At 69.1% G+C, this 22,652-nt stretch carries 22 protein-coding genes and 4 pseudogenes; 16 read left to right on the forward strand and 10 right to left on the reverse strand.

The genetic code is table 11. The features are described from left to right. Positions 1–16: 16 nt before the first annotated feature. On the reverse strand, positions 17–469 hold the full coding sequence (locus C7T91_RS03730; RefSeq protein WP_108258035.1) for a c-type cytochrome: 453 nt from the start codon (positions 467–469) through the stop codon (positions 17–19). Between the two features lie 125 nt (positions 470–594). Here C7T91_RS03730 and C7T91_RS03735 point away from each other — a divergent pair, with 125 nt between their 5' ends. Beyond that, positions 595–813: a DUF1858 domain-containing protein gene (locus C7T91_RS03735; RefSeq protein ID WP_108258036.1), complete on the forward strand. Its 219-nt coding sequence runs from the start codon at positions 595–597 to the stop codon at positions 811–813. A 41-nt stretch (positions 814–854) separates the two neighbouring features. Here C7T91_RS03735 and C7T91_RS34630 read toward each other — a convergent pair whose 3' ends face one another. From C7T91_RS34630 to C7T91_RS03770, 7 genes are all read right to left on the reverse strand, one after another. Beyond that, positions 855–1,142 (reverse strand): NnrS family protein, encoded by a 288-nt coding sequence (locus C7T91_RS34630; protein WP_236637958.1) that lies wholly within the window; start codon positions 1,140–1,142, stop codon positions 855–857. Positions 1,143–1,517: 375 nt separating this feature from the next. After that, positions 1,518–2,444 (reverse strand): aminotransferase class IV, encoded by a 927-nt coding sequence (locus tag C7T91_RS03745; RefSeq protein WP_108258038.1) that lies wholly within the window; start codon positions 2,442–2,444, stop codon positions 1,518–1,520. 1 nt (position 2,445) lies between these two features. Continuing rightward, positions 2,446–3,165: a sulfotransferase-like domain-containing protein gene (locus C7T91_RS03750; protein ID WP_108258491.1), complete on the reverse strand. Its 720-nt coding sequence runs from the start codon at positions 3,163–3,165 to the stop codon at positions 2,446–2,448. Between the two features lie 110 nt (positions 3,166–3,275). After that, positions 3,276–3,467, reverse strand: a complete 192-nt coding sequence (locus C7T91_RS03755) for a hypothetical protein (protein ID WP_145962766.1) — start codon at positions 3,465–3,467, stop codon at positions 3,276–3,278. 49 nt (positions 3,468–3,516) lie between these two features. Next, on the reverse strand, positions 3,517–4,584 hold the full coding sequence (locus C7T91_RS03760; RefSeq protein WP_108258040.1) for an NAD(P)-dependent oxidoreductase: 1,068 nt from the start codon (positions 4,582–4,584) through the stop codon (positions 3,517–3,519). Beyond that, positions 4,581–6,077, reverse strand: a complete 1,497-nt coding sequence (locus C7T91_RS03765) for a tripartite tricarboxylate transporter permease (protein WP_108258041.1) — start codon at positions 6,075–6,077, stop codon at positions 4,581–4,583. The genes C7T91_RS03760 and C7T91_RS03765 overlap by 4 nt, the downstream gene beginning before the upstream one ends. A 10-nt stretch (positions 6,078–6,087) precedes the next feature. Then, on the reverse strand, positions 6,088–8,001 hold the full coding sequence (locus C7T91_RS03770) for an MGH1-like glycoside hydrolase domain-containing protein (protein WP_108258042.1): 1,914 nt from the start codon (positions 7,999–8,001) through the stop codon (positions 6,088–6,090). 621 nt (positions 8,002–8,622) lie between these two features. On the opposite strand from C7T91_RS03770, the gene C7T91_RS03780 reads away from it, so the two are divergent. After that, positions 8,623–8,967, forward strand: coding sequence for a DUF2794 domain-containing protein (locus C7T91_RS03780; protein WP_108258043.1), 345 nt, complete (start codon positions 8,623–8,625; stop codon positions 8,965–8,967). 10 nt (positions 8,968–8,977) lie between these two features. Here the strand turns inward: C7T91_RS03780 and C7T91_RS03785 are convergent, their stop codons facing one another. After that, positions 8,978–9,760, reverse strand: a complete 783-nt coding sequence (locus C7T91_RS03785) for a C40 family peptidase (protein WP_108258044.1) — start codon at positions 9,758–9,760, stop codon at positions 8,978–8,980. Between the two features lie 446 nt (positions 9,761–10,206). On the opposite strand from C7T91_RS03785, the gene C7T91_RS32175 reads away from it, so the two are divergent. From C7T91_RS32175 to C7T91_RS03855, 14 genes and pseudogenes are all read left to right on the forward strand, one after another. Beyond that, complete coding sequence (locus C7T91_RS32175; RefSeq protein WP_161555733.1) at positions 10,207–10,461, forward strand: PepSY domain-containing protein; 255 nt, start codon at positions 10,207–10,209, stop codon at positions 10,459–10,461. Positions 10,462–10,468: 7 nt separating this feature from the next. Next, the gene (locus C7T91_RS03795) at positions 10,469–10,951 is read left to right on the forward strand and encodes a cytochrome b/b6 domain-containing protein (protein ID WP_108258046.1); all 483 of its coding nucleotides are present in this window, start codon (positions 10,469–10,471) and stop codon (positions 10,949–10,951) included. Between the two features lie 1,262 nt (positions 10,952–12,213). Next, positions 12,214–12,615, forward strand: a pseudogene (locus C7T91_RS34635) (methylated-DNA--[protein]-cysteine S-methyltransferase); the annotation flags it as partial. A gap of 56 nt (positions 12,616–12,671) precedes the next feature. Next, complete coding sequence (locus C7T91_RS03810) at positions 12,672–13,322, forward strand: OmpA family protein (protein WP_108258048.1); 651 nt, start codon at positions 12,672–12,674, stop codon at positions 13,320–13,322. 100 nt (positions 13,323–13,422) lie between these two features. Continuing rightward, a complete protein-coding gene (locus tag C7T91_RS03815; RefSeq protein ID WP_108258049.1) occupies positions 13,423–14,196 on the forward strand; it encodes a FadR/GntR family transcriptional regulator in 774 nt (257 codons plus the stop codon). Positions 14,197–14,375: 179 nt separating this feature from the next. After that, positions 14,376–14,528 (forward strand): annotated as a pseudogene (locus C7T91_RS34640) (glyoxalase superfamily protein); the annotation flags it as partial. A 21-nt stretch (positions 14,529–14,549) separates the two neighbouring features. Then, positions 14,550–15,290, forward strand: a pseudogene (locus tag C7T91_RS03820) (hypothetical protein); the annotation flags it as partial. A gap of 46 nt (positions 15,291–15,336) precedes the next feature. Then, positions 15,337–15,654, forward strand: a complete 318-nt coding sequence (locus C7T91_RS03825) for a hypothetical protein (protein ID WP_108258050.1) — start codon at positions 15,337–15,339, stop codon at positions 15,652–15,654. A gap of 726 nt (positions 15,655–16,380) precedes the next feature. Next, positions 16,381–16,548 carry a hypothetical protein gene (locus C7T91_RS32180; RefSeq protein ID WP_161555734.1) on the forward strand — a complete coding sequence of 56 codons (168 nt, stop codon included), beginning with the start codon at positions 16,381–16,383 and terminating at the stop codon, positions 16,546–16,548. Positions 16,549–16,576: 28 nt separating this feature from the next. Then, positions 16,577–17,566 carry an ABC transporter substrate-binding protein gene (locus C7T91_RS03835; protein WP_108258051.1) on the forward strand — a complete coding sequence of 330 codons (990 nt, stop codon included), beginning with the start codon at positions 16,577–16,579 and terminating at the stop codon, positions 17,564–17,566. A gap of 3 nt (positions 17,567–17,569) precedes the next feature. Next, a complete protein-coding gene (locus tag C7T91_RS03840) occupies positions 17,570–18,346 on the forward strand; it encodes an ABC transporter ATP-binding protein (RefSeq protein ID WP_108258052.1) in 777 nt (258 codons plus the stop codon). A gap of 1 nt (position 18,347) precedes the next feature. Next, positions 18,348–19,178, forward strand: a complete 831-nt coding sequence (locus C7T91_RS03845; protein WP_108258053.1) for an ABC transporter permease — start codon at positions 18,348–18,350, stop codon at positions 19,176–19,178. Positions 19,179–19,299: 121 nt separating this feature from the next. Then, a complete protein-coding gene (locus C7T91_RS03850; RefSeq protein WP_108258054.1) occupies positions 19,300–20,292 on the forward strand; it encodes an isopenicillin N synthase family dioxygenase in 993 nt (330 codons plus the stop codon). A 63-nt stretch (positions 20,293–20,355) separates the two neighbouring features. Then, on the forward strand, positions 20,356–21,381 hold the full coding sequence (locus tag C7T91_RS03855) for a LysR family transcriptional regulator (RefSeq protein ID WP_108258055.1): 1,026 nt from the start codon (positions 20,356–20,358) through the stop codon (positions 21,379–21,381). Between the two features lie 270 nt (positions 21,382–21,651). On the opposite strand, the pseudogene C7T91_RS03860 reads toward C7T91_RS03855, so the two are convergent. Further along, positions 21,652–22,238 (reverse strand): annotated as a pseudogene (locus tag C7T91_RS03860) (TRAP transporter large permease subunit). Between the last annotated feature and the right edge of the window lie 414 nt (positions 22,239–22,652).

Consider the following 22,652-nt stretch of genomic DNA (forward strand, 5'->3'; position numbering starts at 1 on the left):
GGTTTCTGCTCCTCGGTCAGCCCGCGTCGTTCGGCGGCCAGTTCTGGGTGTCGGTCTGATCGGCCCAGCGGAGGAATTCGGACAGCGCCCGCATCTCCTCGTCGGTGATCTCGAAATGCGGCATCTGGCGGCGGCCCTCGATGCCCGAGGGCTGCGCCTGCATCCAGCCGTCCAGGATTTCGTAGGCGCCCTGGGGGTCGTCCGCGACGCCCCAGCGGGTCATCACGTTGCCCAGCTCGGGCGCGAAATAGGCGCCTTCGCCATGGAGCGTATGGCAGTTGATGCAGGAATGGCGCTCCCAGACATGCTTGCCCAGCCGCACTTCGTCGGTCAGGGGCATGCCCGCTGTGGCTTTCTGCGTGATGTGGCGGTGGCTCTGCACCGTCAGGGCCGCGAACACGGCCACGAAGAATATGGATCCTCCGTAGAACACGTTCCTGGCCCGCGATTTGGTGAGTAGGTCTGACATGGCGCGGTCCCGGTGCCTTGTTTGCGATGGCCCAGCTCTAGCGGGGCGTCCGGGGTCGCTTTTTGCGCAATCGCAAAGAACGGGGCGAAAGATGCGCGCAGCATGCGGCTATGAAAGGAAAGCCCATGTCCAAGCCGGATTTCGACGACCCCGACCTGCCGCTGCCGGATCTCCTTGCCGAATGGCCGGAGGCGGCTGCGGTCTTTCTGGAGCGCAAGATGCTGTGTCCGGGCTGTCCGATCTCGCCCTTCCACACGGTGGCGGATGCCTGCCTCGAATACGGTCTGGACGAAGGGGCGTTCCGCGCCGAGCTGTCATTGCGCCTGCGCAGGAGGGCGCCGTGAGGACGGAGCCCTGCCGGTGTGCCGTGCCGGGGGGCGGCCGCCTACCTGTTCCGCGAGGGGCCCGAGGGCGTCCTCGCGGCCAGTTTCGGCCCGGCGAGCCAGGGTCCGATCTTCCAGCACAGCAGGCCGAAGCCACAGACCCAAAGCGCGGCCGACAGATCGATCCCGTCGAGCGGCCCGATCCGCAGCGAGGACCCTGCCACGCGGGCCATGGCGGCCGCGAGGACGAAGGCGAAGGCGGCGGTCAGGGCAGGTCTGGCCGCGGCGGAGCCCTTCCTGGACCGGCATGCGGCCTTGTTCCAGGGGGCGCCGATGCGTCCTTGATCCATGGAGCGGCTGCCGCGGTCCCGGCGGCGCCGACCGGACTGCGGCAGGCGCGGGCACGGGGCCGTGCAGGTCCGGCGCATGTGACGGGGACTGTCCGAGGAGGCCCCTGTCCCGGGATTTCTCTGTGCTGCGCTCGGCGGGCCAGCCGCAAATCCCGCCCATGGGGCGATCTTCGGCCGGGGTCGCCCAACCTGCGCCAAGGGCGCGGAGGGTGGTCCATTGCAAAAGAAAATGCCCGGCGCGGGGGCCATCGGGCCTTGCGCCGCAACCGCGCCGCAGGCCCGTTTGCGGCTCCCGCGGCTGTCCCCGGGATATCGGGCTCACCGGGCGGGGGCGCCCGTCTGTTGCGACGGAGGCCTCCCGGGAGGCGGAAGGACCTAGCGCGCGGCCTTCTGCTCGGCCACGGTGCGTGTGACGAGGTCCTTGTAGAGGGCGCGGATGCGTTCGGTGACCGGGCGCGCACCATCCCCGATGCTGCGGCCGTCGATCTCGGCCACCGGGGTCTGCGCTCCGAAAGTGCCGGTCAGGAAAGCCTCATCGGCCGAATAGGCCTCGTAGAGCGAGAAGTTCTTCTCGAAGACCGGGATCCCCGCTTCGCGGCAGACCTTGATGACATTGGCACGGGTGACGCCGTTCATGCAGTAGTCGCCGGTCGAGGTCCAAACCTCGCCCTTGCGGACGATGAAGAAATTGCAGGCATTCGTGGTGTTCACGAAGCCATGCGGGTCGAGCATCAGTGCCTCGTCCGCGCCCGCCTCCTCGGCCTGCAGGCAGGCGATGATGCAGTTCAGCTTGGAATGGCTGTTGAATTTCGGGTCCTGGCTGTGCGGCAGGCCGCGCACCTGCGGCACCGAGGCCAGGCGCAGCCCCTTCGACAGCGCCTTGGCGGGGACCGAATGCTCGATGATCGCCACGATGGTCGGGCCCCATTTCGACAGGCCCGGATGCTGGAACGGCTTCGCCTTGCGGCCGCGGGTGATCATGAGCCGGCAATGCGCGTCGCCGGTCATGCCGTTCGCTGCCGCGGTCTCGTCGAGGATCGCGCGCAGCTCCCCGCGGGTCTTGCCGATCTCCAGCCGCACCGCCTTGCAGCTGTCATGGAGCCGGTCCATGTGCGCGTCGAAGAAGGCCCATTCGCCGTCGTAGAGCCGCATGCCCTCCCACATGCCGTCGCCCAGCATGAATCCCGAGTCGTAGACCGAAACCACCGCCTGGTCCTTCGGCACGATCTTGCCGTCCACGTAGATCATCACGTGATCGTTGCGGTCGTCGGCTTCGGCGGTATGGGTGGTGGTGTCGGTCATTTCAGGCCTTCAGCGCAAAGGGTTTCAGCGCGTCGTAATGGGGCAGGGCGGCATCGCAGACCGCCTGCAGGTCATCGGGCAGCGCGGGCAGCGGCCCTTCCGCGCCGGCGAAGCCCGTCGAGCGGTGCACCGCGTCGTACCAATGCGGCGCCCAGACCCCGTCATCGGCATGGCCGCCCGCAGGCCAGCGGATCATGCCGGGATCGCGCGGGATCCGCAGCGCGTCGCAGAGCGCGTCCATCATGCCCGCGGGATTGTCGCGGATGTCATGCGAGTCGATCACCACCGGGGTCTGGCCTGCGGCGCGTACCGCCTCGAAGATCTCGGATTGCTGGCGGAAGCCGATATCGTCGAGCACCGGATTCTCGCGCTTCTTGGCATAGCTCGCCAGCACCCGCGCCGGATGGCGGATCAGGAAGAGATGCGTGACCGAGGAGAACCAGTCCCGCGACACGCCCTCGATCATGTGATGGGTCATGTGCTTCTGGTAGAAGACCGGCCTGCCCGAGGGGTGCGGCGCGGCGCAGCGCGCGGCGACCTCGTCCGGGTCGCGCGGACCGGCGGCGATGATCTCGGCGCCCATCGGGTGATCCAGCCCGGTCATCTCCAGATAGGCGGCATAGAAGGGCTCGTCCCAGACAGCGGCATCGCCGCGCGCGCCGAAGGCGTACATCATCGCGGTCGAGAGGTTTCTCGGTCCGGACCAGGCGGCAATGTTGATCGGGGCGGTCATGCGGGGTCTCCGTCAGCTGGATGTCCGCGCCACCCTATGCCGCTGGATCCGGCCGGAGAAAGGCCTGCCGTCGCGTTTCCCGCGCTATGTCGCAGGCCTCAGGGCGGGCACAGCCGCAGGGCGATGAAAGAGAGGGCGAAGCCGCAGGGCAGCGCGGCCAGCAGCGTCCAGCGCGCGGTGCCCGCGCCGATCAGCCCCGCGCCGAGGCCGAGCGCGATCGCAAGGGCGGCAAGCGCGCCCAGCATCACGGCCAGCACCGTGCAGCGGCAAAGATGGATCAACCGGCTCATGCTGCCAGACTGCGCGCGCCCGGGTTGAAATCGGGTAAATCCTAGTCGGTCAGCGCCGTCGCCAGGTTGTAGTCCTGCAATTCCGCCTCGGTGAGGATGTAGATCGCCTCGGGCGGGGTCTCGAGCGCCGGGATGCGCAGGAGCGGATCGACGCCCATCTCCTGCAGGAAGCGCATCGCTTCGGCTTCGCCCTCCTGGATGGAGGATACGCCGACGAAGAGCGGGAGATAGGCCGAGCGGTCGTAATAGGACTGGTGGACGCCGACCCGCGCGCCGCGCGAGACCGTGCGTTCGGGCCCGCCCGCCAGCATGTAGGGACAGGCCGAGAAGCAGGCCGCGCCCGCGACCATCCGGGTCCCGATCCCGCGCGCGCGCAGTTCGCGTCCGATTGCCAGCGCCTCGGCGACCAGCCCGCGCCGCGTGCCACGTTGATCAGGTGCCCTTCCGGGCCGAGCGCGTCGAGAACCGCCGCATCGACCAGGTGCCGGCTCTCGGCGGTGGCAGGCGCGATCACGATCAGCCAGTCGGCCTCGCGGGCCATTTCGCGCAGGTCGCCGTAATAGCGATAGGGCACGCCCTCCTGTTCGCGGCGGCCGTGATAGGCGATCTCCATCTTGAAGACCTCGAGCCGCCGGGCGATCTCCTTGCCGATCCGGCCGAGCCCGAGGATGCCCGCGCGCTTGCCGGTCAGCTCGCCGGTGAAGGGATAGCGCCCCTCGGCCCAGCGGCCCTCGCGCACGAAGCGGTCCGAGGCGATCACCTCGCGCGCCAGCGCCAGCATCAGCGCCAGCGTCAGCTCGGCCACGCAGTCGTTCAGCACGTCGGGCGTATTGGTGACCTGCACGCCCTGCGCGGCCGCGGCCGCCACGTCGATGCCGTCATAGCCGACCCCGAAGGAGGAGATCAGCTCCAGCTTCGGCAGGGCGCGGATCAGCCCGGCATCGGGTCCGTCATGGCCGGTCGTCGAGATGTAGCGCAGCCCGTCCGAGAGGCTTGCGACCAGCGCCCGCGGATCGGCGGCCTCCCAATAGCGGTGCAGCCGGAAATCGCGCTCCAGCTCGGCGGGAATGTCGGGATGGGCCGGCGGGCCCATCAGCAGGATGTCGGGTTTCGTCATGTCACCTCCCCGTTGCGGGTCTTGCCGCGGACGAGCCGCAGGATCAGCGGCAGCATCCAGACCGCGATGGCGGCGATGCCGAGCCCCGCGGCGATGGGCCGTTCGAAGAAGGCGAGGAAGCTGCCGTCCGCCTTGATCATCGAGTTCACGAAATTGTCCTCCAGCATCGGTCCCAGCACGAGGCCGAGGATCGCGGGGGCCAGCGGGATGTTGTTTTCCTCCATCACGAAGCCGATCACCCCGAAGGCCAGCATGATCAGCACGCCCGCGACCGAGTTGTTGATGGCGAAGGCGCCGGTGATGCAGAACACCAGGATGATCGGCATCAGCACCCGCTGCGGCACCGACAGCAGCGTTCCCGCCGCGCGGATCGCCAGCCAGCCTAGGGGCAGCATCATCAGGCTGGCGATCATGAAGACGATGAAGACCGCGTAGATCATCTGCGGGTTCATCAGGAAGATCGTCGGGCCGGGATTGAGGCCCTTCACGTAGAGCACGCCGATCACGATGGCGGTGATCGAGTCGCCCGGGATGCCGAAGACCAGCGCCGGGATCCAGGCGCCCGAGACGGCGCCGTTGTTCGACGCGCCGGCCTCGACCAGACCCTCGACATGGCCGGTGCCGTATTTTTCGGGGGTCTTCGAGAATTTCTTCGACACGGCATAGCTGATCCAGGCCGCGATGTCGGCGCCCGCACCGGGCAGCGCGCCGATCGCGGTGCCGAGGAGCGAGCCGCGGACTGCCTGCGCGGGATAGCGCTTCAGGTTGCCGAACTGCACGCGCAGGATGCTGCCCTTGACGCCGGGCGTGCGCGGGGTGCCGCTTGGCCGGACGTAGTAGCGCAGCACTTCCGAGAGCGCGAAGAGCCCGATCATCGCCGGCACCAGCTGGATGCCCGCGAGCAGCTCGACCGACCCGAAGGCGAAGCGCGCTTCGCCCGCCGGGTTGTTCTGCCCGACCAGCGCCGCGGCCAGTCCGATGAAGAGCGAGACGAGGCCGAGGACCGGCGGGCCGGGCGAGACGAAGACCGCGCAGCTGAGCCCGAGCAGCACCAGCCAGAAATATTCGAAGGACGAGAATTTGAGCGCGATCTCGGCGAGCTGCGGCGCGGCGAGGCTGAGCACGACCGTGCCGACGATGCCGCCGATCACCGAGAAGAAGAGGCACGCGCCGAGCGCTTCGGCGCCGCGCCCGGACTTTGTCATCCGGAAGGCATCCTCGACATAGGCGGCGGAGGCCGGCGTGCCGGGCATGCGCAGGAGCCCGCCGGCGATGTCGCCCGCGAAGATCGCCATGCCGGTGGCGGTGACGATGGCGGCGATGGCCGGAAGCGGGTCCATGAAGAAGGTCAGCGGCACGAGAAGCGCCGTCGCCATGGTCGCGGTCAGCCCGGGAATGGCGCCGACGAACATGCCGAAGGCCGCCGAGAGGAAGATGACCAGCAGCACCTGCGGCTGCAGGACCAGCATCAGGGCGTCGAAATAGAGGGACATGGGCGCGCTCCTACCAGAGGAAACTCAGCAGGCCGCTGCGCGGCAGCGGCACCAGCAGCAGCCGTCCGAAGATCTGCTGCACGGCAATGGCGGCGATCGCCGCGAGCGGCAGCGCGGCGAGGACCGGGGTCCGGTGCAGCAGCATCAGCCCCAGCATGGCGGCGAAGACCAGCGGCACGAAGCCGGTGAGGCCGGACAGCAGGCAATAGCCGAAGCCGCAGGCCAGAACGGCCGCGGCCCCGGCCAGCAACAGCACGGCTCCGGACCGCTCGAGGCTCAGCCAGCCCGCCTCGCGCCGCAGCACCGCCCGCCCGGCCGGAGTCTCGAGCGGTCCCAGCACGCAGTCCGGACCGTTCGCCAGCACCCAGCCGGCCCAGGGCGAGATCCCGCAGGCCTCCTCCACCCCGATCAGCGGCAGGAGCGCCGCCCAGGTGTAGAACGGATCGGCATCGCCCTGGTCGAGCGCTTCTCCGGTTTCGGCATTGAAATTCTCGCCCGCCACCCGGTCCTGCCAGTTCCGCTCGAAGAGATCGCGGCTCCGCGCCGCCAGCCGGGACGCCGCCGCGTCTTCGCCCGCGCGCTTCAGCCCAAGCCAGACGAGGTAGGTCACGTTCGGCCAGATCCGCCCGCGCCAATAGACGTTCTCGGCATAGGCAGGCTGGCACGCGGGGGAAGCCGGCAGCGGGAAAGGCGTGCCGAACATCTCCGGGTCCCCGAGATGCGCCAGCAGATGCGCGGTCTGCGCCGCATCCGCCGCACCGCACAGGAGCGGGTAGAAGGCCGTCGGCGCCAGCGCCTCCACGAAGCCGCCCGAGCGCTGGCGGTTGGCGAAGATCTTCCGCTCCGGATCCCAGAGCCTGTCCCGGATCAGGGCGCGATGGGTCTCTGCCAGCGCCGCCATCTCCGCGGCCGTCTCCGCCTCGCCCAGCTCGGCGGCAATCAGCGCCAGCATCTCGGCATCGAGCGCCACGGCGCAGTTCAGCCCCAGATCCCAGGTCGAAAGGCAGCCGGTCGCCGGGTCGAGCACCGCCTCGTCATGGGTCGCGGAATTGTCCATGCCGGTCTCGTTGCGGGCGGCGAAATGGGTGCCCTTGTAGAGCGCGGTGCCGACATCGGACGTGCCGCAGGAGACCAGTCCGCTGCCTTCCGGATCACGCGCGGCGCGCCACCAGCGCTGATGGCGCAGCAGTGTGGCGAAATGTGCCGCAAGCCCGGCCCGGTCGCCCGAGCGAAGATAGATCATCCAGGCGATCAGCGCCCCCAGCGGCGGCTGGCTGCGATCGGTCCAGGCGTCATGCGAGGAGACCAGCGCGGCAAGATTGCCCTGCGGCGTCGCCGTGCCGAGCGCGATCGCCAGGTTCTCGCGCGCCAGCACCGGGTCGAGCGGCGCGGCGAGCAGCGCCGCATAGGCCTGGTCATTGGCGAAAACGGCGTAATCGCCGAGGTTCCAGACCCGCGACACCGCCGTGTAGCGGCGGCGGTTGGTCCCGTCCCAGACGGTGTTCCAGCCGAGGATGTCACGGATCGCGCCGAGCCCGCCATCGTCTGCGGCAAGGGAAGGTAGAGGCGCCGGGTCGAGCCCGGCGCGGGCCTGTTCCAGCGCCGGGCCGGGCGCATCGGCCACGGCGGCGCACCAGCGTCCCTCCGGCATCATGTCGAGATTGAAGCGCAGCCCCAGCACCGGCGCCGTTTCGGCACGGGTGGCGAGGCTGAAATAGCCGTTCTCCTCGAAATCGGCGGCGAGCGCATCGAGGCTGTCATGGCCGGTGACCTGGATCGCCGGGTCAGAGGTCGCCAGCGCCGCCCAGCGGCTGCCGCAGCGGATCATCACAGCCCCTGCGGCGGGATCGTAGCGCAGCTCGTCCGCCGCCTCCGCCGAGACCGCCAGCGTCACCCAGAACCGCGCGCCCCATTCGCCGGGCACGAGCCGTCTGGCTGCCCGCCGATGCCCGCGGCCCCGAGCGGATCGCGCCGGAATGGTGGCTCGACGATCCGGCCTGGCGCAGCGGCACGCGCGACTACTGGGAAGTGACCACCGCGGACGGCGTGCGGCTGTGGCTGTTCTTCGCCCATGGCGGCGCGCTCTCGCCCGGCTGGTTCTGCCAGGGCAGCTTCGACTGACGCGCCGCGGGCCCCGCCGGTTCCATCGCAAATCCGGCAAATTCTCCGCTTGCAAAATCGACATTCACAAATGAAAATGGACACACCATGGCGGGATTTGTCCCGCCGGGCCGGTTTGCCTCGATGTGCGTGCGGTGGGGGCTGCAAGACATCACATCGGGGCAGACCGCCGAAATTCCCGTGCATCATTTCCGGGGAACACGCCGCCGTCGCGGCCGTGCCGCAGGATCGCCGGAAAAAGCGTCCGGCACCGGCTGCTTTGGGGGCACACTTTCCGGCACCGGACGGGGCGGAGCGCCGCCCTCACCCTCCTTCGCACGCGACTGCGGCGGTTTCGGGGAGCCAAGACGGCAGGAATGCGGCATCCCGGCCCGCCGCCAAACCCCCGCTTGATTTGCCGCCACGGCGCGCCCAAGATGACAGGATGACACTGCAACCTCCCCCGTTCCCGGTCTCCGGAGCAGCCCCCGATGCGGTGGCCTTCCAGCGGGACGAACTCTCGGTCATCCTCACCCTCTACGGCCGCATGGTCGCGGCCGGGGAATGGCGCGACTACGGCATCAGCACGCTGCGCGACCGCGCGGTCTTCTCGGTGTTCCGCCGCACCGCGGAGCACCCGCTCTACCGCATCGAAAAGCAGCCGAAGCTGCGCAACCGCCAAGGCATGTACTCGGTCACCGCGATGGACGGGCAGGTGCTGAAGCGCGGGCATGACCTGCGCCAGGTGCTGCGCGTGCTGGAGCGCAAGCTGATCCGCCCGGTCGACTGAGGGCTCCGCCTCAGCCCTGCTTGAACAGGTTGATCCGGCGCCGCCCGGTCACCTCGCCGCCGCCCTGCGCCTTGATCCGCTCGAGCGCCCTGCCCAGCGGCTCCATCACCACGGCCATGTGATGGGCATTGGCATGCAGCAGGCGGTCGGGCCCGGCCACCCAGCCGACATGTCCCTTCCAGAACAGCGCATCGCCGCGCCGCAGCTCCGCCTCCGCGGACAGCTCGTCTCCGAGCTGGGTGCGCTGGTCGCCGCTGTCGCCCGGGCAATGCAGCCCGCAGGCATGCGCGGACACCTGGACGAGCCCCGAACAGTCGATCCCGAGGCGGCTGTTGCCGCCCCAGAGATAGGGCGTGCCGATGAACATCTCGGCCACCGCCACCGGGTCGGGAAAGCGGCGGTTGGCCAGGCGGCAATGCACCGCCGGAACGAAGCCGCCGCCGACCAGCTCGAGGAAGCCCTTGACCGGATCCGCCTCGGTCGAGAGGCGCGATCCGAAGGACAGGCTCATCAGCTCCGGCGACTTGATGTCGGGTGCGGAATAGACATGGGTCGCCAGCGCCGAGACCCGGTAGCTGAGCGGATGCGGCTCGCCCAGATCGGCGCGGGCCATGATGCCGCGATAGCCGTCGCGCACCGCCTCGATGCCGACATGCTCGCCCTTGTCGCGCAGCACCTTGACCGGCTCGCCGTAAAGCAGCTGGCGCAGCCGCGCGCCGCCGGGCTTGCTGCGGATATCCGCGACCGGCACGGCGACCTGCAGCAGCTCCGGCAGCTTCTTGTCAAACAGCATCTTTTCCGTCCAATCCAAGCACCTGCGGCAAGGCCGCGAAGAGCGCCCGCGCCCCCTGCCCGGCGCCGCCCAGCGGCCGGGCCGAGCGGCCCCGGACCGGCTCCGTCTCCATGGCGTCACGCATCGCCCCCGGCGCGGGATCGTTGGCCCGGCCGCGGACAGTGATTGCGCCCGGCGGCATCCGGGACCGGACCGGCTCCTGCCGCAGCGGCCGACATCGGTCTCTTCCTTGGACGCACGATCCGCTCCCTGCCCTGCGTGGCGCCAAGCTTCGGGCCGCCGCGGCACGCGACCCCCGGAAATCCCTGCCCGAAAGGCATAAGCGCGCGCTTATAAGCCCATGCTTAAGCCGCAAGCCAATGGGAAACCGCCGCCCGCCCCGGCAGATGTCGCCCAGCCGGCAGCGATCCCTGCTGCGGCGCAAACCGTCCAAACAGGAGCTACACATGAAATTCGCCGCAGCCGCCCTCCTCGCCTCCCTTGCCGCCGGCGCCGCCCTTGCCGAGGACCTGACACCCGCCTCGATGCTCGGCCATACCGAGGACGAGGTGAAGGCCACGCTCGTCTCGATGGGCTACGAGGTCCGCAAGATCGAGGAAGAGGACGGCAAGATCGAAGCCTATTTCGTCAAGGACAAGACGATGGGCGAAGTCTATGTCGATCCCGCCTCGGGCATCGTCTCCAAGCTCAGCATGAAGTGAGCCGGCCATGGCCGTCACCGACACCTCCGGCGGGCGCTCCGGCGCCCGCGACGTCCGGGTGTGGGACCCGCTGGTGCGGGCCGTGCACTGGAGCGTCGCGCTGATCGTTCTCGCCAACGGCTATCTCGACGATCCCGAGACGGATCTGCACCACTGGCTGGGCTACGCCGCCGCGGGGCTGGTCGCGCTGCGGCTGGCCTGGGGGCTGGTCGGCAGCCGCCATGCCCGGCTCTCGGCCTTCCCGCCCAGGCGAAGTGAAACCACAGGCATCAGAGGGCTGCGACAGGATCCGGGCGCAATCGCCCGGGGAACGATCCCCCGGATCGCTTCCAGATCCCCCCCATGCCCCGAAGCCTGGCGCGCCCTGGCTCGTCAGGTCCTCCACCAGTCACGCCGTCGCCCGTTGGGCCCGGAGCGATGGCGCTGCAACGGGCGGCCGTGCCTGCGGCACGACGCCATGCCGGACATCTTCAGGCTGCACGGGCCATGACGGCAATCGCGCCGCTGGCCGGATCATGACGCATGGCACTTCTCCTGCTCCCTGCCGCGCAGCCCGTCATGGCGCCCGGCACCTGCCTTCGCCTCCTGCGACAGCGCCGGCGCCTCCGGGGGCATGACCTCGGGCAGGCTGGGCACGGCGTCGGTCAGCCGGTGCAGGAGGTCCAGGACATGGGTCTTGGCGGGGACGTCTGCCTCCAGTGACCATTCCCCTGGCTCCGGGACTGGCCCGACGGGATGGTGGCACTGCTCGGCGGACCGCTGCCGCCGGGCGCGCGCTGGACCGTTTTCGCCGCGGCGCGGGCGGTGAATTCGCGGATCGTCAACTACCTGATGCCCGAGGCCGGGGTGCGCTTCGCCGAGGTCGGGCTGGAGCCGCTGGCGGGGGCGCTGGGACCTCTGGTTCCGGACACGCTCGACAGGGTGTTTTTCGACCAGCCCGCCCCGGGCCTCTACGACTGGGATGGGCGGCACGGCAACCTGCTGAACAGCCTGCCCTGGAGCGGCGGGCTGCGCGACGCGATCGCCGCCCGCGGACCGGTCGCGCTGCAGCTTGTTGCGCTTCTGGAGGAGTGCGGTCCCGGCACCGGCGCCACCCGCAGCTTCGTCTACCGGACCGTCACGCGCCTGATGCAGGACGGGTTCCTCGGAGCGCTGAGGGACTTCTGCGACCGGCGCGGACTGATGCTCTCGGGCCACGAGATCCTGCCGCATGTCGGCAGCTTCGCGCTGAACGGCGGCTTCCGCAGCATCGATCCGCGGGTCTCGCTGGCGACGGATTTCTTCGGCACCGACCGGTTCCGCGACGTGACGGCGGTGGATGCCAACAACCTCGTGCCGCAGCTCGCGCCGCTTCTGGGGCGCAGCGTGGCGCAGGCCTCCGGCCGCACCGGCTGCGAGGCGGAACTCTACATCACCTCGGAGCGCAGCGAGGCGCGCGCGGCAGGGCAGTGGGAGATGGCACCTGCGGCGCTCAGGGCGCAGCTGATCCGGCTGCACATGCTGGGGGCGTCGCGGGTGATCCTGCATGCGCTCTTCGCCGATGCCGGCGATGCCCGGCCCGAGCCGCTCGCGAACCTGCGCTTCGATTTCGCGCCCGGCTACAACCTGCAGCCCTGGTGGCCGGTCATGGGGGAGATGGCCCGCGAGGCCGCCGCCCTGGCGGATTTCGCCGAGGCCGCTGCGCCGGTCCGGCAGGTGCTGGTGCTCTATCCGCTGGAGACGGCGCTGCGGGAGGGGCCGCGCCACGTCCATGCGGAAGCGTTCGTGGCCGCGCGCTGGCCCGAGGCGCGCTTTGCCGAAGAGCCCGGCCGCGTCGGCGCGTTGGCGACGGCGGCCTTCGAAGGCCGCGGCGGCAAGCTGCACCTCATCGGCGCGCCGTTCCAGATCAAGGTCTGGGAGGCGCTGCTGCAGATCCCCTCGGGCCATGTCACAACCTATTCCGATATTGCCAGCGCCATCGGTCATCCGAAGGCGGTCCGCGCGGTCGGCACCGCGGTCGGCCGCAACCCGGTCAGCCTGTTCATCCCCTGCCACCGGGCGCTGCGCAAATCGGGCGGGCTGGGCGGCTATCACTGGGGGCTGACCGTCAAGCGCGCGATCCTCGCTTGGGAGAGCGCCCGTTCGGATGCACACGCAGAGGTCAACTCGGAGTGATTTCGTTTTCCGTCCGTCCGGCTATAGTGACGGCAAAACGACCAACGAGGCGATCCATGATCCGAGCGACCCTTCTGCTGACCACCGCGGCCCTGGTGCTGACGGCCTGCGACCCGGCGATGATGAACACCACCGGCAACCCGAACCAGAACCGCAATGCCGGCGCTCTGACCGGGGCGGCCGCAGGCGCCATCGCCGGCGTTGTGGCGGGCGACCGCGACCCGAAGGCGGTGGTTTTCGGAACCGCGGCGGGCGCGATCCTCGGCGCGGGCGTCGGCGAGTATCTCGACCGCCAGGCGGCCTCGCTGCGCAACGACCTGGGCAATGACGCGATCACCGTCACCAATACCGGCGACAGCCTGCTGGTCAACTTCCCGCAGGACGTGCTCTTCGCCACAGACAGCGCCTCGGTCTCGGCGGCGAGCCGCAGCGACCTGCAGGCGCTGGCGCGCAACCTTCAGCAATATCCCGACACCTCGGTGCAGATCATCGGCCATACCGACAATACCGGCGCGGCGGGCTACAATTTCGATCTGTCGAACCGCCGCGCGGGCGCGGTCGCAGGCGTTCTGGTGAATGCCGGCGTCGCGGGCGGGCGGATCACCTCGACAGGCCGCGGCGAAGACCAGCCGGTCGCGTCGAACCTGACCCCCGAGGGCCGCGCGCAGAACCGCCGTGTCGAGGTCATCATCCGCCCGACCGCCTGATCCCGGCAGGTCCGGTCAGGAAATCGGAGCGGTTCGCGCGGCAGGCGTTGCCCCCGCGGCCGCTCCGGTTATAACATCTGACCAGATCGGGGGCAGGCAAATGACATTCAGACGCATCGAGCCGGAGAAGCTGAGCCAGGCGGTGGTCCGCCAGATCGAGGACCTTATCCTGCGCGGCGTGCTGCGCCCGGGCGAGCGCCTGCCCGCCGAGCGCGACCTCAGCGAGAAGCTCGGCGTCTCGCGTCCCAGCCTCCGCGAGGCCGTGGCGCATCTGCAGGACCAGGGGCTCTTGACCGCGCGGGCGGGATCGGGCGTCTTCGTCGCCGAGGTGCTGGGCTCGGCCTTCTCGCCGGCGCTGGTGCGGCTGTTCTCGACCAACGAGGACGCGGTCTTCGACTATATCGACTTCCGCCGCGATCTCGAGGGGCTGGCAGCCGAGCGCGCCGCGCGGATGGCCTCGGATACCGACCTCAAGGTGATCGACACGATCTACCGCCGGATGGAGCTGGCCCACCGCAAGCGCAACCCGGCCGACGAGGCGCGGCTCGACGCCGAGTTCCACCTGTCGATCGTCGAGGCCAGCCACAACGTCATCACGCTGCACATGATGCGCTCGATGTTCGAACTCCTGCGCGAGGGCGTGTTCTACAACCGCCAGATCATGTTCAAGCAGCGCGCCACCCGCGACACGCTGCTCGGTCAGCATGGCGACATCAACCGCGCCCTGCAGGAGCGCGATCCGACCGCCGCGCGCGAGGCAGTGGCGGCGCACATGGATTTCGTCGGCCGCTGCCTCAAGGAGCAGCAGAAGGCCGACAAGCACGAGGCGGTGTCGCAGCAGCGGCTGGAGCATGAGGAAGCCCGGCGGCTCTGAGCCGTTGACAGCCGGGCCGGGCGGGCGTAGCCCGGAGACAGGTTCCGGCACCTGCCGCCCGCGGCCTTCCGGCCATGGTGAAGTCCGGCTCTGAATGTCCATGCTCCCGACGCTTTTGCGCCCGGACGGCAAGGCGGGCCCTGTCCATCCCGAGGCGCAGTTTTGCGAAAGGACAGGCCATGTCTGCTCTCCCGACCCTCGAGGTCCTGAAATACGAAGCCCGCGCGCTGCGCGCCGAAGCTGCCGCTTCGGGCCGGTCCCTGACCCAGTCGGCGGCACTGGAACAGGTCGCCCGCCGCCACGGGCTGCGCGACTGGAACACCGCCGCCGCGCTGGCGCGGCGCAACGTCGGAACCGTGCTTCGGCGGTTCCCGGTCCAGCGCGTGGTGCTGGTCGCCGACCGCGGCCTTCTGAGCCAGGAGAATATCGGCGAGCTGACGGCCCTGGCTGATCGCGACGGCCGCAAGCTGGCGTTCATCCTGGCCGTCCCCGCGCGCCGCAATGCGGAGCTTGCCGAAACATTCCAAGAACTTGACTTCGATGCCGACGGCCTCGCCGAGGCGGGCTTCGCCGGGCACCGGCTGATCGTCGCCCATGACCCGCTGCGCGCCGGGGAGCGGTCAGACCGCCGCCGCGCCCGCATCCGCGATCTCGGGGACATGGCCGAACGGCTGGCCGGAAAACTGGACAGCCAGGAGTTCGGACCGGACCGCGCAGCGGCAAATCCTCCGGGGGGATTTGGGGCCGAACGGACAGACGGCCCGGGGAGGCCGCGCCTCCGACCGCGGGGCCTGCAGCCGCTTCACCCGCGCCGTCGCCGAAGCCGAGCTCACCCACTTCATCAAGCCCGACCTGCAGGCCGCCCTGTTCAGCTGGAGCCTCGACGCGGCGGCCATTGCCCGCGCCGAACTCTTCGACGGCAAGCCGGCGCAGCGAAGGGCCATTCCGCAGGCCCGCGCAGCGCGCCGGACCTGCCCGCGCGCATCCAGAAGCACACGACGCATATCGGCGACCAGACCTTCACCGGCCTATCGAGGAGCATGCCCGAACAGCTCGATCCATTCGAAGCCCTGGGGCTCCCAAGGCCCGCCTGACAGCCAAGTTATGGCAAATCTCGCAATCCAGGGGGAGCAATATCAATTGCTTATCGATTTTGACGTCGAGCTTGGCGGTGCCACCTTCTGGACGGCGAACGGGTTCCTGCTGGCGGTGGCCGCCCTGCTGGTCCCAATGGTGCTTGACGATGATGCGTCGGCCTGGGCGGAGCGCTGCCTGATCGGAGCCGCTCTGCTCTGGGCGCTTGCGGTCATCAGCTGCGCCGCCTCCGCCCATATCGCGCCGCCGATCCTCGGGCCGCTGGCACGGTTGCAGGAGCTGGGCAAGTCGCGGCTGGGGCGGCGGGCAGTGATGGGCTGGCTCGATCCGCGGATCAAGCCGCGGGACGGGCTGGCGGGCTAACTGACCGCCGGGGTGCTGGACAAGGCGCTGCTCTTCGCAATGATCTATCCGATCCTTCTACCAATCTGCGGTTGGGCTATCTTAGATCATCAAATCACGGTCGGAGATTTTGTTTTCCTCTCTTCGGAATCGCCTATTTGGAAACGAGTACTGCTTTTGGTCACCATATCCGGATCAATGATTTTATTGATCCAAGAGGCGCTGTTGCGCAAATCAGCTGACGACCGCAGTTCGACGAATTGCGGCCGGACCCGGCGCAGCGCGTGGTCTTCGCCTGCGCGACCGGGCTCCGGGCATGGCGGGCGGCGCGGGCGCTGGAATCGGCGGGACACGGACGCACCGCCATCCTCGCCTGACACAGGGGCAACCGGCGCCTCCCGGATGGCGCATGGCCGCCATGTAGCAGAGGCATTTTTCGGCAAAAGCGTGCGCAAAATACGTACGCAAAAATTTTGCACCGCCGCAGCCCTCCCAGCCCCGGCCCGCTGGGAGGGCCCCGCGCCGCAACGCCCTAAAATAAGAAGATTTTCTCAAACCGCCCGCAAAATATGCGAATTCATGCAGGCGGGATGCCAGCTTTCCGGGCAGCCTGGAAACCGCGATTTTCCTGTTTCCGGACCGCTTGTCCGTCCGCATAGTGAGGGCATCGAGTAGAAGCGGTCTGGAGCCATCTCCTGGGCATTGCTCGACAGACCCCTAGCGGATCCCCTGTCGAACGGAGCTGACATGACACATCTGCCCCACCCTCCGGCCCTTGCCATTCCCGGCACCCATCCCTGTCTCGGCTGCCTCTCCGGTCCCGATGCCGCGAAACGCGCCTGTGCCCGGATGCGCCTTCTGGCCGAAGGCCATGCGTCCGAGGTGATCGAAGCGATCGACCCCACCCTCACCTAGACCCGCCAGACCCCGAAAGGTCCCTACCATGCAAGAACGACTGCTGGGCGCCTGCGCCCTCGGCGGCCTGATGGCTGCCTCCTCCGCAATCGCCGCCGACAAGGTCGCCTACCAGCTCGACTGGCTGCCGGGCGGCGACAAGGCGCCGATCTATGTCTGCATCGAAAAAGGCTTCTGCGAGGCCGAAGGGCTCGACGTCACCATCGTGCCGGGCCGCGGCTCCACCGACGCGATCTCGCGCCTCGCGGCAGGCTCCTCCGACATCGGCATGGCCGATATCGGCGCGCTCATGGCCGCGAAGGCGCAGGAAGGCGTCGGCGTCACCGCCGTCATGTCGGTCTTCAACACTGGCCCGCATGCCTTCTACACGCTCGCCGGATCGGGCTTCGGCAGCGTGGCCGACGTCAAGGGCCGCACCATCGCCACCTCGCCCTTCACCTCCTCGAATGTCTACCTTCCGCTGGTGCTGGAGGAAGTGGGCGCCACCGAAGACGACCTCACGCTGATCAAGGCCGATCCCGGCGCGCTGGGGCCCATGCTGATGACCGGGCAGGCCGACGGCATCATCGCCTGGATGACCGACCTGACGCGCTACGGCAACCAGGCCGCCGAGGCAGGCAAGGAAATCGTCGCGCTGCCCTGGTCCGAGGCCGGGCTGGAGCTCTATTCCGCCGCGCTGATCGCCTCCGACGGCTTCCTGGCCGAGCGCCCGGATGTCGCCGCCCGCTTTGTGAGGGCCTTCCGCGCCTCGGTCGAGTTCTGCCGCGAACACCCCGAAGACGCCGCCGCCTCGGTCGCTGCCATCGTGCCGGAACTGGGCGCCGAGGATGTCACCGGCTCGCTCAAGGATGCGCTGCCGCTGATCTTCAACGAGGTCACCGGAACCCACGGCCTCGGCACCTTCGACGCCGACCGGCTGGCCGCCACCTGGGCACGGGTCGCCGAGGCGCAGGGGCTAGATGCCGCCGGGTTCGATCCCGAAACCGCCGTCGCGCGCAGCTATCTGCCGGAGAGCTGAGCCATGGCCCCGCCTCCCGCCATCCGCTTCGACCGGACAGGCCAGGTCTTCTCCGCCCGCTCCGGGCGGGTGGAGGCCCTGCGCGATGTCAGCTTCGAGGTTGCCCAGCACGAATTCCTCGCCGTCCTCGGCCCCTCGGGCTGCGGGAAATCCACGCTCCTGCGGATGATCGCGGGACTGCTGGCACCCACGAGCGGCTCAGTCGAGGTCTATGGCAGGCCGGTGACCGGCCCGCGCGAGGATATCGGCATCGTCTTCCAGAAGCCGACCCTGCTGCCCTGGGCGACGGTGGAGGAGAACGTGACCTTCCCGCGCCGCCACAAGACCGGCCGGGTCAGCCGCGCCGACCGCACCCGGGCGCAGGAGCTATTGGAGATGACCGGTCTGGAGGGCTTCGGCAAGCGCCTTCCCGACGAGCTGTCGGGCGGCATGCAGCAGCGGGTCGGCATCGCCCGCGCCCTGCTGATGGACCCGGAGATCCTCTTGATGGACGAGCCCTTCTCGGCGCTCGACGCGCTGACCCGCGAGGTGATGGGCTTCGACCTCTTGAAGATGTTCGCAGACCGGCCAAAGACCGTGGTCTTCATCACCCATTCGGTCACCGAAGCCGCGCTGCTGGCCGACCGGGTGCTGGTGATGACCGGCCGCCCCGGAACCGTCCAGACCGAAATCGCCGTGCCGCTGGGCCGCGACCGCGGTCCCGAAACCCTCAAGGAGCTTGCCGTCAATGACCTCGCCTCGCATCTGCGCGACCTCCTCATCGGCAAGCGGGCAGCCTGAGATGGCGCAGGAAAGCTGGCCCGCCCCCGCCGTCACCCCCTTTCGCGACGCGCTTGCCGCCGCGCTGCGCCGCGCCGGACAGATACCCGGACTGGCGACGCTCCTGACCCTCGCAGGTACCGTCGCGTTCTGGGAAGTCGCGGTGCGGCTCTTCGCCGTGCCGTCCTACCTCCTGCCCGCGCCCTCGGCGATCCTCGGGACCTTCGGCGTGATCGGCTGGGACCGCTGGGCAACGCATATTGCCGCCACGCTCCGCGTCGCGCTGATGGGCTTCGGCCTGTCGATCCTGATCGCCATCCCGCTCGCAGTGCTGATGATGCGGGTGCAGATCCTCAGCCGGACGCTCTATCCGCTGCTCGTCGTGATCCAGTCCACGCCGGTCGTCGCCATCGCGCCGATCATCATCGTGGTGCTCGGCGCAGGCGACGCGCCGCGGATCGTGATCACGACGCTGATCACCTTCTTCCCGCTTGTGGTCGCCACCGCAACGGGCCTGGCCGCCACGCCGCCCGAGCTGATCGAACTCAGCCGCTCGCTCCGCGCCCCGGGTTTCCGCGAAATGACCCAGATCCGCCTGCCCTTCGCGGTGCCCTACATCTTCTCGGCCCTGAAGATCTCGATCACGCTGGCGGTCATCGGCGCGGTGGTGGCGGAGTTCTGCGCAGCCGAGGCCGGGGTCGGCTATTTCATCCAGGTCTCGACCTCGCTCTTCAAGCTGCCGCAGGCCTGGGGCGGACTTCTCGTCCTCGCCGCCATGTCGCTTGCGCTCTTCCAGACGGTGATCCTGGTGCAGCGGCTCCTCTTCCCCTGGAGCCTGCCGAAATCCCGCTGAACACCCACCGGGCCGTCGCGGCCCGGTCCCCGAAACCCGGAGCAGAAGCGGAAGGGGCACGCGCCCCGGTCATTGCTCCATTCCCCCGCCGGGACAACCGGCCCATGAAATGGAGACTGACATGACCCCCAATGACTACGCCCTTGCCGAACTGAACAAGGAAAGCGCCATCGGCGGCGCAGGCACCACCGTGGCGCGCGCCGTGCCGGTGATCGACCTGTCGGATTTCGAGACCCGCAAGCAGGAGATCGCAGATCAATTGTGGCAGGCGTCCACCGGGACCGGCTTCTTCCAGGTGACCGGCCACGGCATTGCCGAGGAAGACATCGACCTCGCCTTCGACACCGCCTGGGAGTTCTTCGAGCTGCCGAAGAAGGTGAAGGCGCAATATCCGATGCCGAAGGGCACCAATGCCGGCTGGGAATTCAAGGCGCAGGTGCGGCCCTCCACCGGCACGCCGGACAACAAGGAAAGCTACCAGATCACCCGGCCGGACATGGAGGGCCTCTGGCCCGCCGAGGCGGAACTGCCGGGCTTCCGCGAGAGGATGCTGCGCTTCGAGCGGCAGAACTGGGAGCTGGGCATGCGGATCCTCTCCTGCTTCGCGCTGAAAATGGGAATGCCCGAGCATTTCTTCACGCAGGCGCATGACCCGTCCTCCGACCAGTACCAGTCGACGCTGCGGCTGATCCACTACATGTCCATGGAAGGCGCCGATGCCGAGGACTTCAAAGCCTGGCGCGCGGGCGCGCATTCGGATTTCGACTGCCTCACCATCCTGCACCAGAAGGAAGGCGAAGGCGGGCTGCAGGTCTGCCCCGGCAAGGACGCGGCCTCCGGCCAGTGGACCGACGTGCCGCCGAAGCGCGGCCACATCACCTGCAATATCGGCGACATGCTGATGCGCTGGTCCGACGACCAGCTGCAATCGACGCTGCACCGCGTGCGGATGCCGGCGCCGGGCGAATACATGGGCCGCCGCCTGTCGCTGCCCTTCTTCTGCCAGGCCAACCGCGACGCGGTCATGCAGGGCCCCTTGGGCAAGTACGAGCCGATGACCGCGGGCGACTACCTGACCATGCGGATCAACGCGAATTTCGCCGCCGCGAAGTGAACCGTTGATCGGACACGCCGCCCCCGGCAGGATCGGGAGCGGCTTTCCCGCAAAGGATAGGACATGCTGCACGGACGCGCGCTGCGCTATATCGACGAGGTCGCCCGCCAGGGCTCGATCCGCCGCGCCGCCAAGGAGCTGAACGTCGCGGCCTCGGCGATCAACCGCCACATCCTCGAACTGGAGGAGGAGATGGGCGCGCCGCTCTTCGAGCGGATGCCGCGCGGGCTGAAGCTGACTTCGCCGGGGGAAATCCTTGTCGCGCATATCCGCGAGACCCTGCGCGCCCATGAGAAGATGAAGGCCGAGATCGCCGGGCTGCGCGGCCTCAGCCATGGCCGCGTGGCCATTGCAACGATGGCGACGCTGGCCTCGGGGCGGCTCGCCGAGGTGGTGGCGGATTTCCGCGAGGCGCATCCGCATGTCGAGCTGGAGCTGACCGTCTCGGACCGCGGCGGGGTCATGGATCTGGTCGCGGGCGGCGGGGCCGAGATCGCGCTGGCCTACAACCTGCCGCAGGATCCGCGCCTGGCCCGCGTCGCCGAGTACCAGCACCGGCTGGGCGCCGTGGTCGCCCCCGACCACCCGCTGACCGCCAAGGCCAGCGTCCGGGTCTCGGACTGCCTGCTCTACCCGATGGTGCTGGCCCCGCGCGGCATCTCGCTGCGCGAGGCGGTGGAGACCCTGGCCCCCGCCCATGCCGCCATCGAGCCGATGGTGGAGACGAATTCGATGGAGCTGATGAAGCGCCTGACCCGCCGCGTGCCGCATGTCACCTTCCTCAACCGCGTCGATGTCGACCAGGAGCTGCGCGACGGCGACCTCGCCTTCCTGCCCTTGCAGGGCGCGGCCGGACGGCAGCGGCTGACCCTCGTGCACCGCGCGCGCGGCACGCTCTCGCCGGCCGCCAGCCGGGCTGTCCTGCGGCTCCACCGCCACGTCGCAGCCCAGCTCGCCCAGCAGCGCCGCCATCCGCTCGGCCGTTTCGGGCGCCAGCCCGTCGACCAGGATGCGCGGCGCGCGGTAGAGGGTTTCCATGACGCTCTGGACCGGCACGCCGAGACCCAGCGCGATGGAGGCGGCCCGTGACGGCGTGGCGGTTCCGATCGACCGGACGGCCACGCGCATGCCTGCGGTTCCGGACGGCAAAAGTGCGGATGCGAGCGCACCTGGCATGTGCAACCCCCCCGATTATCCGATGTCTGCGATGTACCCGATTTAACCCGAGCCGACGCCGCTGCCTCCTACACGGCGCGGCCCGGACTCAACCCTTGAGGGAACGTTATCATGGATTTGCGCTGGGGCAAGCACTGTTCCGCCAGGGAAAGGAATACCCCCAGCGGACCGGCCGGCCCGGGCTCAGTCCGGCAGCGAGGGCAGCCAGAGCGCCAGCTGGGGAAAGGCCGCGACGATGGCAAGCGTGGCAAGCTGCATCGCCACGAAGGGGATGACGCCCGCATAGATCTCGCCGATCGAGGCGCCGGGCACCGAGGAGCGCAGGTAGAAAAGCGCCATGCCGACAGGCGGCGTCAGGAACGAGGTCTGCAGCACCAGCGCCAGCAGGATCGCGATCCAGACCGGGTCGAAGCCGAAGCCGGTCAGCACCGGCATGACCAGGGGCGCCACGATCAGCACAATCTCCATCCAGTCGAGGAAGAAGCCCAGCAGGAACACCACGCCGATCACGATGGCCAGAACGCCATGCGGCCCGAAGGGAAGCCCGGTCAGCGCCGCCTCCACCGCCTCGTCGCCGCCATAGCCGCGCAGCACGACCGAGAAGCACGACGCGCCGAAGATCAGCATGTAGAGGAAGGCGGTGTGCGCGCCGACTGGTGGCAGACCTCGCGGAAGGACTGCCAGCCGAGCCGCCCGTTGGCGAGCGCCAGCACCGTCGCCCCGGCCGCGCCGATCCCCGAGGCCTCGGTCGGCGAGGCTATGCCCGCCACGATCGAGCCCAGTACCGCGACGACCAGCGCCAGCCGAAGCGCTCCGGCACTCGCCGGGACGACGGAAAATTCCGCAGGGCCCGGATCGGTTCCCGCCTGTTTCCGGGTCCGGCTGCGGCGGTCTTCCGGGCTTCATCCAGCAGGCGACGGGCATGCCGGTCCCGGACCCTCGGCAGCGAAAGCCGGCCGTGCGGACGCGATGGGCTCTTCACGGCCTGATGGGCTGGCCAATCCGGCGCATTGCCTTGAGGAGCGGGAGATGCAGCCCGGCGGAAACGGCAATCGTCCCTGGGGTCTTCGCCGCGCTGCGCATCCTGTTGCACGGAGATCCGGATGGCGGCGCGCGGCTTTTGCCGCGGCCTCGGGCAGTGCTTCGGGCTGCACCGCGGAGACCGCATCGAGCGGGCAGGCCTG

The organism is Mangrovicoccus ximenensis (assembly GCF_003056725.1).
In the GTDB taxonomy this organism is placed as follows: Bacteria; Pseudomonadota; Alphaproteobacteria; order Rhodobacterales; family Rhodobacteraceae; genus Mangrovicoccus; species Mangrovicoccus ximenensis.

Bases quoted from the DNA above. Each gene is read 5' to 3' on its own strand.
- C7T91_RS03730 (WP_108258035.1), bottom strand. From the start codon at position 469: ATGTCAGACCTACTCACCAAATCGCGGGCCAGGAACGTGTTCTACGGA.
- C7T91_RS03735 (WP_108258036.1), top strand. From the start codon at position 595: ATGTCCAAGCCGGATTTCGACGACCCCGACCTGCCGCTGCCGGATCTC.
- C7T91_RS34630 (WP_236637958.1), bottom strand. From the start codon at position 1,142: ATGGATCAAGGACGCATCGGCGCCCCCTGGAACAAGGCCGCATGCCGG.
- C7T91_RS03745 (WP_108258038.1), bottom strand. From the start codon at position 2,444: ATGACCGACACCACCACCCATACCGCCGAAGCCGACGACCGCAACGAT.
- C7T91_RS03755 (WP_145962766.1), bottom strand. From the start codon at position 3,467: ATGAGCCGGTTGATCCATCTTTGCCGCTGCACGGTGCTGGCCGTGATG.
- C7T91_RS03760 (WP_108258040.1), bottom strand. From the start codon at position 4,584: ATGACGAAACCCGACATCCTGCTGATGGGCCCGCCGGCCCATCCCGAC.
- C7T91_RS03765 (WP_108258041.1), bottom strand. From the start codon at position 6,077: ATGTCCCTCTATTTCGACGCCCTGATGCTGGTCCTGCAGCCGCAGGTG.
- C7T91_RS03780 (WP_108258043.1), top strand. From the start codon at position 8,623: ATGACACTGCAACCTCCCCCGTTCCCGGTCTCCGGAGCAGCCCCCGAT.
- C7T91_RS03785 (WP_108258044.1), bottom strand. From the start codon at position 9,760: ATGCTGTTTGACAAGAAGCTGCCGGAGCTGCTGCAGGTCGCCGTGCCG.
- C7T91_RS32175 (WP_161555733.1), top strand. From the start codon at position 10,207: ATGAAATTCGCCGCAGCCGCCCTCCTCGCCTCCCTTGCCGCCGGCGCC.
- C7T91_RS03795 (WP_108258046.1), top strand. From the start codon at position 10,469: ATGGCCGTCACCGACACCTCCGGCGGGCGCTCCGGCGCCCGCGACGTC.
- C7T91_RS03810 (WP_108258048.1), top strand. From the start codon at position 12,672: ATGATCCGAGCGACCCTTCTGCTGACCACCGCGGCCCTGGTGCTGACG.
- C7T91_RS03815 (WP_108258049.1), top strand. From the start codon at position 13,423: ATGACATTCAGACGCATCGAGCCGGAGAAGCTGAGCCAGGCGGTGGTC.
- C7T91_RS32180 (WP_161555734.1), top strand. From the start codon at position 16,381: ATGACACATCTGCCCCACCCTCCGGCCCTTGCCATTCCCGGCACCCAT.
- C7T91_RS03835 (WP_108258051.1), top strand. From the start codon at position 16,577: ATGCAAGAACGACTGCTGGGCGCCTGCGCCCTCGGCGGCCTGATGGCT.
- C7T91_RS03840 (WP_108258052.1), top strand. From the start codon at position 17,570: ATGGCCCCGCCTCCCGCCATCCGCTTCGACCGGACAGGCCAGGTCTTC.
- C7T91_RS03845 (WP_108258053.1), top strand. From the start codon at position 18,348: ATGGCGCAGGAAAGCTGGCCCGCCCCCGCCGTCACCCCCTTTCGCGAC.
- C7T91_RS03850 (WP_108258054.1), top strand. From the start codon at position 19,300: ATGACCCCCAATGACTACGCCCTTGCCGAACTGAACAAGGAAAGCGCC.
- C7T91_RS03855 (WP_108258055.1), top strand. From the start codon at position 20,356: ATGCTGCACGGACGCGCGCTGCGCTATATCGACGAGGTCGCCCGCCAG.